At 69.7% G+C, this 7,519-nt stretch carries 8 protein-coding genes and 1 riboswitch; all 8 genes read right to left on the bottom strand.

Annotated elements, in window-relative coordinates; genetic code table 11:
• The coding region (locus tag ACTB72_RS19280; protein WP_463038640.1) for a hydroxyethylthiazole kinase at positions 1-475 on the bottom strand (475 nt) is incomplete at its 3' end.
• A gap of 56 nt (positions 476-531) precedes the next feature.
• Positions 532-626: riboswitch (TPP riboswitch) on the bottom strand.
• Positions 627-667: 41 nt separating this feature from the next.
• A complete protein-coding gene (locus ACTB72_RS19285; RefSeq protein WP_463038641.1) occupies positions 668-1,243 on the bottom strand; it encodes a DUF2165 family protein in 576 nt (191 codons plus the stop codon).
• 247 nt (positions 1,244-1,490) lie between these two features.
• Positions 1,491-2,138 carry a glutathione peroxidase gene (locus ACTB72_RS19290; protein WP_463038642.1) on the bottom strand — a complete coding sequence of 216 codons (648 nt, stop codon included), beginning with the start codon at positions 2,136-2,138 and terminating at the stop codon, positions 1,491-1,493.
• Between the two features lie 317 nt (positions 2,139-2,455).
• Positions 2,456-3,760 (bottom strand): adenylosuccinate lyase, encoded by a 1,305-nt coding sequence (gene purB, locus ACTB72_RS19295; RefSeq protein WP_463038643.1) that lies wholly within the window; start codon positions 3,758-3,760, stop codon positions 2,456-2,458.
• A gap of 174 nt (positions 3,761-3,934) precedes the next feature.
• Positions 3,935-4,282, bottom strand: coding sequence for a hypothetical protein (locus tag ACTB72_RS19300; RefSeq protein ID WP_463038644.1), 348 nt, complete (start codon positions 4,280-4,282; stop codon positions 3,935-3,937).
• Positions 4,279-5,883 carry an ABC transporter ATP-binding protein gene (locus tag ACTB72_RS19305; RefSeq protein ID WP_463038645.1) on the bottom strand — a complete coding sequence of 535 codons (1,605 nt, stop codon included), beginning with the start codon at positions 5,881-5,883 and terminating at the stop codon, positions 4,279-4,281. Before ACTB72_RS19305 ends, ACTB72_RS19300 begins: the two co-directional genes overlap by 4 nt.
• Positions 5,884-5,978: 95 nt before the next feature.
• Positions 5,979-7,166, bottom strand: coding sequence for an ABC transporter permease (locus tag ACTB72_RS19310; RefSeq protein WP_463038646.1), 1,188 nt, complete (start codon positions 7,164-7,166; stop codon positions 5,979-5,981).
• Positions 7,163-7,519 (bottom strand): ABC transporter permease subunit (locus ACTB72_RS19315; RefSeq protein ID WP_463038647.1); only part of this gene is annotated, 357 nt, incomplete at its 5' end. The genes ACTB72_RS19310 and ACTB72_RS19315, both read right to left, overlap by 4 nt.

Below are 7,519 nucleotides of genomic sequence, written 5' to 3' on the forward strand. Positions count from 1 at the left end.
CCGCCACCTCGTCGCCCGCGTCGGCGCCTCTGCCGCCGGCGGCCTCGCCGGCCAGCGCCATGATTTCGGAGGCGTTGCCGCGGATCAGCGTGGGCTTCATCGCCGCCAGCCGGGCGCCGACCCCGGCCCGGTAGGGCGTGGCGAACACCGCCACCGGGTCGAGCACCCAGGGTTTGCCATGGGCCACGGCAGCCTCCGCCGCCGCCTCCATCGAGGTGACCCAGTCGGGCGAAAGCGTGCCGATGTTGATGGTCAGCGCCGAGGCGATGGCGGCGAAGTCGGCCGATTCCTCGCGCGCATGGACCATGGCGGGCGAGGCCCCGGCGGCCAGCAGCACGTTGGCCATCACGTTCATCGCGACGTAATTGGTGATGTTCTGGACCAGCGGCGCCACGACGCGCATCGCCGCGAGGCGGGCGCCGGGGCCGATGTCGGCGGGGATGTCGGGTTGGGTCTGGCGGGTGTCGGCGGTCATCTCGTCCTCCCTGCGGCCGGCGGGGCGAGGGCGGCGAGGTCCGGCGGCGGGCGCGAGGAGGCCTCGTCGCGACTCCCTCCGCCGGCATGATCCGGATCAGGTTCCAAGGGTGCGTCTCAGCCCCGTGTCGGGGGCGCCCCTGTCGCAATACGCCCCGACGCTAGGCCGGGCGGTTTGGCGACGCAAGGGGGCTCAGGTGAGCAGCATGAACAGCAGCGCGCCCCAGAGCAGCAGGAAGAAATGGGTGAACTGGCTGTCCTTCCAGCCGGCCCAGTAATGGAACCACTGGCCGCCGACCAGGAACCCGCCCCAGACGGCCGAGAACACCAGCGCGCCGGCGGCGGCGACCATGCGCGCGCCCTCGCCGGGCAGGGCGACGAGCGCGGCGACGGGGACGGGAGCCGGGGCGGGGAACAGCGAAGGGCTCTGCGCCGCGATGGTCACGCCGCCGCCGCCGCCGCCTAGCGCCGCGAAGGCCGCCGCAAGCAGCATCGCCGCGCCCAGGGTCAGCAGAACGGCGGCGGTCAGCTCGACCGTCACGATGGCGCGATAGGCCCAGAGGTGGACGGCGGGGGCGTCGATGCGGTTGCCCTTCACGTCGGCGTAGATCTCGGGCCGTTCCTCGCGCACCCGGTCCATGCGCATGACCATGGCGACGAGGTCGCCGTTGACCTTCGGATACCGGATGTTCTCGATCACCCCGATGCCGATCCAGGCGCCGGTGATCGCGGTCAGCAACGCCTGACCGAACAGAACCAGAGCCTCCATGCGCATTCCCCTCGCTCGATGCGTGTGCGGCCGGGGCCGCAGGGGCGCCGGGAACCGCGCGGACCATCCGCAGCCGGACCGCCGCGGTCAAGCGATCCGTCGCCGCGGCGCCGCAAGGTCATGGACGCGCGCGGCGCTCGGGGCAAGGAGACGTCGCCGCCTGCGCCACGGTCCGACCGCCGCGCGGGCGCCCGGCGGCGACGGGCGCGAGGGTGGTCGCGCGGCTCCCCCGGCTGGGGCGGGGCGGTCAGGCGGGCAGCCGGGCCTCGATGGCGCGGGCGATCTCGGGGTCCTCGGGCAGGGTGGCGCTGTCCCAGGCGCCGGCCAGCGCGCCGTTCGGGCCGATCAGGTACTTGTGGAAATTCCATCGCGGCGCCGGCAGGTCCGCCGCCGCCGCCGCGCCGCGCGCCCAGGCGTAGAACGGATGCGCGTCCGGGCCCTTCACCTTGACCAGTTCGGTCATCGGGAAGTCGATGTTGAAATTCACCTCGCAGAAATCCTTGATCTTCGCCTGATCCTCGTATTCCTGCCGCCCGAAATCCCGGCTCGGCGCGCCGATCAGCACGAAGCCGCGGTCGCGATACCGGCTCCACAGCGCCTGCAGCCCGTCATATTGAGGGGTGAACCCGCAGCGCGAGGCGGTGTTGACCACCAGCACCGGACGCCCGGCGTAGTCCGCCATGCGGATTTCGCCCGTGGTCTCGCCCAGGGAGGCGAATCGGAAGCCGTGGGCCGAGACCCCGGCCCGCGCCAGCTTCGGCGCCGCCAGCGCCCCGGCGCCGAGCGCGAGGAAGGCGCGGCGGCCGATGCCGGCGGCGGGCGAAGAGGCGCCGCGCGGATCGCCGGCGCGGTCGGCGGGGGCGAGGTCGGTGGGGCGGGCGGGACGCTTGGTCATCTCGAACTCCCTCGGCGCGGCGCGAGGCCGGATCACCTGCATATACGGCCCGAATGACCATCCGGTTTCAAGGCCGTCGGGGGTCCTCGCATCCTTCCACATGGCGCCGGGGCCGGTCTCGGCAAGAGGCGCCGCGAAATCGTCCCGCCCCGGCATCGGTCCGCCGACACGGCCGCCGATATCGACGCGACCGATTTTCGCTGAACCGGAGGGCGGGCCGGCCGACGGAAGCGCGGGGGGGCGTTCGGGCGCTCGCGGGCTTCGCCCGCATCGCCCCGCCCGCCGTCCCCCCGCCCCGCTATCTCCCCGCAGGCGCCTCAGGCCTTGCCGAACACCCGTTCGAAGATCGCGTCGACCCGCTTGAGGTGGTAGCCGAGGTCGAATTTCTCCTCGATCTCCGCTTCGCTCAGCGCGGCGCGGACTTCCGCGTCGGCCTTCAGCTCCTCCATGAAGTCCTTGCCCTGCTCCCACACCTTCATCGCGTTGCGCTGGACCAGCCGATAGCTGTCCTCGCGGCTGACGCCCTTCTGGGTCAAGGCCAGCAGCACGCGCTGGGAATGCACCAGGCCGCGGAACTGGTTGAGGTTCCGCTCCATGTTCTCGGGGTAGACCAGCAGCTTGTCGATCACGCCGGTCAGGCGGGCCAGCGCGAAATCCAGCGTGATGGTCGCGTCGGGGCCGATATAGCGCTCGACCGAGGAATGCGAGATGTCGCGCTCGTGCCAGAGCGCCACATTCTCCATCGCCGGCATCGCGTAGGCGCGGACCATGCGGGCGAGCCCGGTGAGGTTCTCGGTCAGCACCGGATTGCGCTTGTGGGGCATGGCCGAGGAGCCCTTCTGGCCGGGGGAGAAATACTCCTCCACCTCCAGGACCTCGGTGCGCTGCAGGTGGCGGATCTCGGTGGCGACGCGCTCCACCGAAGACGCGACCACGCCGAGCGCTGCAAAGAATGCCGCGTGACGGTCGCGGGGGATCACCTGGGTGGAGATCGGCTCGGGGACCAGCCCCATCTGCTCGCAGACATGCGCCTCGACCGAAGGGTCGATGTTGGCGTAGGTGCCGACCGCGCCGGAGATGGCGCCGGTCGCGATCTCGAACCTGGCCTTTTCGAGCCGGTTCCGGTTGCGCTCCATCTCCGCATAGGCCTGGGCCATCTTCAGGCCGAAGGTCACCGGCTCGGCGTGGATGCCGTGGGAGCGGCCGATGCAGACGGTGTCCTTGTGCTCCAGCGCCCGACGCTTGAGGGCGGCGAGCAGCGCGTCCATGTCGGCGATCAGGATGTCGGCGGCGCGGACCAGCTGGAGATTGTAGCAGGTGTCCAGCACGTCCGAGGAGGTCATGCCCTGGTGCACGAAGCGCGCCTCGGGGCCGACCAGTTCCGAAAGATGCGTGAGGAAGGCGATGACGTCGTGCTTCACCTCCCGCTCGATCTCGTCGATGCGGTCGACGTCGAAGGCCATGTCCCTGGCCTTCCACACCGTCTCGGCGGCGGATTTCGGGATCACGCCCAGCGCGGCCTGGGCGTCGCAGGCATGGGCCTCGATCTCGAACCACAGGCGGAACTTGGTCTCGGGCGACCAGACGGCGACCATGTCGGGGCGGGAATAGCGGGGGATCATGGGCGGGCTCCGTCGATTGGGATCGATCGAGCGGCGCAAGGCTGGCGGACGCCGCAGGGACGCGCGGGGGGTAGCGCGGGCGGCGCGCCACGGCAAGGCCGCGCTTGCGCGCAGGGGGGACGATATCGGGGGCCGCCCGCGCGCCTGCGTCGGACGCCCCCGCCGCACGGTGGCTCAGCCGCGGCCCATGCGCCGGCGCCCGGAGGTGCGCAGCTCGGAGGCGGGCTCGCCATGTTCGCGCACCAGGAAGCCGATCTGGTCGGGGCCGGTGTTCTGCAGGATCCAGACCTTGGGCGGAATATGCGCGCCGCGGGCGGTGGTGTATTCGGAAACCTCCAGCCGTCGCCGCGGCCCGGGCAGGGCAGATAGCCTGCCGTCCGTGGTCACGCCGTCGCTGAACTTGACCGCCACGCGGCGGCCCTCCGGCTCGACCGGTCCGGCCAGCTCGTAGGCGCCCGCCGCGCCAGGATAGATATGGGTGTTCTCGATCAACACCCGTTCCGCGCCATTCATGTCGATCATGCCGCCTCCCGGCCCAGGGCCGCCTCCACCAGCGATCTGGCGTAGTCGGTGCGCGGCGCCGTGAACACCTGCTCCGCGTCGCCGGTCTCGACGATGTCGCCCTGCCTCATCACGATGACGCGATGAGACATGGCGCGAACCACCTTCAGATCGTGGGATATGAACAAGTACGCGAGTTTATGTCGATGCTGGAGGCGGCGGAGGAGGTCAACGATCTGCACTTGCACAGTCATGTCAAGCGCGGACGTCGGTTCGTCCAGCACCAGCAGCTTCGGTTTCAGGATCATGGCCCGCGCGATGGCGATGCGTTGGCGCTGTCCGCCCGAGAATTCATGCGGATAGCGGTCCATCGTGGCGGGATCGAGCCCGACTTCATGCAGGGCGCGGGCCACCGCCTCGCGCGGGGGGCCGATGTCAGGCACCTGGTGAATGCTCAATCCCTCGGCCACGATGCGTCCGACGGTCATCCGCGGGCTGAGCGAGCCGAACGGATCCTGGAACACCATCTGCATCTCGCGGCGCAGCGGGCGCATGCGGCGGGCTTTCCAGCCCTGCACGTCGCGCCCGTCGACCAGCACCGGCCCTTCGGAAGAGATCAGCCGCATCAGCGCCAGCGCCAGCGTGGTCTTGCCCGAACCGCTTTCGCCGACGATCCCCAGCGTCTCGCCCTGGCGCAGCGCCAGTTCGGCGTGATTGACCGCCTTGACGTATCCCGCCTCCCGCCGCAGGAAGCCGCGCCGGATCGGGAACCAGACCTTGAGGCCGGTGGTCTCGACCACGGTGGGCGCGTTCTCGATCGGGGGGGAAGGGGCGCCGGTGGGCTCGGCCGCCAGCAGCTTGCGGGTGTAGGGGTGCCGGGGATCGGCGAAGAGCGCGGCGGTGTCGTTGGTCTCCACGATCTCGCCATGCTGCATCACCGCCACGCGGTCGGCGATGCGGCGCACGATGCCCAGATCATGGGTGATGAACAGCATCGCGAGCCCTTCCTCGCGCTGAAGGTCCTTCAGCAGGTCGAGGATCTGGGCCTGGATGGTGACGTCGAGCGCGGTGGTCGGCTCGTCGGCGATCAGCAGGCGCGGCCCGTTGGCCAGCGCCATCGCGATCATAACCCGCTGCCGCTGGCCGCCGGAAAGCTGGTGGGGGTAATCCGCCAGTCGGGTCTCGGGGTCGCGGATGCCGACCTTGCGCAGCAGGTCGAGGATGCGGGCGCGCGCGGCGTCGCCCTTCAGGTTCTGGTGCAGCGACAGGCTCTCCGCCAGCTGCCGCTCGATGGTGTGGAGCGGGTTGAGCGAGGTCATCGGCTCCTGGAACACGAAGCTGACGGCATTGCCGCGCATGGCGCGCAGGCGGGGTTCGGCGGCGCCGACCATCTCCTCGCCCTCGAACCGGACCGAGCCCGCGATTTCGGCCGAGTCGGGCACCAGGCCCACGGTGGCCAGCGCCGAGACCGACTTGCCCGAGCCGCTTTCGCCCACCAGCGCCAGGGTTTCGCCCGGGGCGACATGGAAGGAGATGCCGCGCACGGCCGCGATCGTCGCCTCGCGGGTGCGGAACGAGACGCTCAGGTCATGGACGTCGAGGATGGACACATTTTCGATCATGACATGAACCTAACATTAATCTTGACGCAGGGCGAGCCGTCGGCGGGGATTTGTCACGCCTATGCGCGTGTGTCGCATGCGCGCCACGGTTCGCCCTAGCGGAACGCTTTTCTCGGGTCGAACGCGTCGCGGACCGCCTCGAACACGAACACCAGCAGCGAAAGCATGATGGCGAAGGTGAAAAAAGCGGTGAAGCCGAGCCAGGGCGCCTGCAGGTTGTTCTTGCCCTGCAAGGCGAGGTCGCCGAGCGAGGGATAGGAGGCCGGCAGCCCGAAGCCGATGAAGTCGAGCGTGGCCAGGGTCGAGATCGAGGCGGTCAGGATGAAAGGCATCATGGTCAGCGTCGCCACCATCGCATTGGGCAGCAGGTGGCGGAACATGATGGTCCAGTCGCCGACCCCCAGCGCGCGGGCGGCGCGGACGTATTCGAAGTTCCGGGCGCGGAGGAACTCGGCCCGCACCACGCCCACCAGCGCCGTCCACTGGAACAGCGACAGCAGGATCAGCATCGACCAGAAGGTCGGCTCGATGATCGCGGCGATGATCATGATCAGGAACAGGACCGGGATCGCCGACCAGATCTCCTCCACCCGCTGAAAGACCAGGTCCACCCAGCCGCCGAAATAGCCTTGCGCCGCGCCCGCCACCACGCCGATGACGGTCGAGAGCAGGGTCAGCGCCAGCCCGAACAGGACCGAGATCCGGAACCCGTAGATCACGCGCGCCAGCACGTCGCGCGCCTGGTCGTCGGTGCCCAGCCAGTGCGTCGCGTCGGGGGCGGAGGGCGCGCGGCCGACCCCGTAGGCGATGGTGTCGTAGGAAAACGCGATGGGCGGCCACCAGATGGAGCCCGCCACGGCGCCCTCCACCGGCTCTCCGGCCCGCATTTTCTCGGCCAGCGCCTCTGGGTCGTCGAAGCAGGCGTCGAGGCCGCCGGTCAGGATCAGGCAGCGGACCTCCGGGGCGCGGTAGTCGGCCTCGGTCTGGAAATCTCCGCCGAAATCGGTCTCGGGGTGGAACTCGAAGATCGGGAACATCACGTCGCCGCGATAGACCACCCAGAGCGGGCGGTCGTTGGCCACGAACTCGGCGCAAAGGGCGACGACGAACAGGACCGCGAAGATCCACATCGACCAGAAGCCGCGCTTGTTGGACTTGAAATTCTCCCACCGCCGGCGCTGCAGCGGGTCGAGCGCGAAGCGCCCCGTCGCCTGCGGCGGCGGCGGGGGGACCAGGGTGGCGGGCGCGGGGGCGGCGCGGTCCAGGGTCTCGGCGCCGCTCATGCCTCGCGGCTCTCGAAATCGATGCGGGGGTCGATCCACACATAGGTCAGGTCGGAGATCAGCTTCACCACCATCCCCATCAGCGAGAACAGGAAGAGGGTGCCGAACACCACCGGATAGTCGCGGTTGAGCACGCTCTCGTAGCCCAGCAGCCCGAGCCCATCGAGCGAGAACACGATCTCGATGATGAACGCCCCGGTGAAGAAGATCGAGATGAAGGCGCCGGGGAACCCCGCGATCACGATCAGCATGGCGTTGCGGAACACGTGGCCATAGAGGATCTTGCGCTCGGTCAGCCCCTTGGCGCGCGCGGTCATCACGTATTGCTTGCGGATCTCGTCGAGGAACGAGTT

The organism is Albimonas sp., from assembly GCF_055129145.1.

Excerpts from the sequence above, each read along its gene's own strand:
- ACTB72_RS19285 (WP_463038641.1), bottom strand. The coding sequence starts at position 1,243 with ATGGAGGCTCTGGTTCTGTTCGGTCAGGCGTTGCTGACCGCGATCACC.
- ACTB72_RS19290 (WP_463038642.1), bottom strand. The coding sequence starts at position 2,138 with ATGACCAAGCGTCCCGCCCGCCCCACCGACCTCGCCCCCGCCGACCGC.
- ACTB72_RS19300 (WP_463038644.1), bottom strand. The coding sequence starts at position 4,282 with ATGATCGACATGAATGGCGCGGAACGGGTGTTGATCGAGAACACCCAT.
- ACTB72_RS19310 (WP_463038646.1), bottom strand. The coding sequence starts at position 7,166 with ATGAGCGGCGCCGAGACCCTGGACCGCGCCGCCCCCGCGCCCGCCACC.
- ACTB72_RS19305 (WP_463038645.1), bottom strand. The coding sequence starts at position 5,883 with ATGATCGAAAATGTGTCCATCCTCGACGTCCATGACCTGAGCGTCTCG.
- purB (WP_463038643.1), bottom strand. The coding sequence starts at position 3,760 with ATGATCCCCCGCTATTCCCGCCCCGACATGGTCGCCGTCTGGTCGCCC.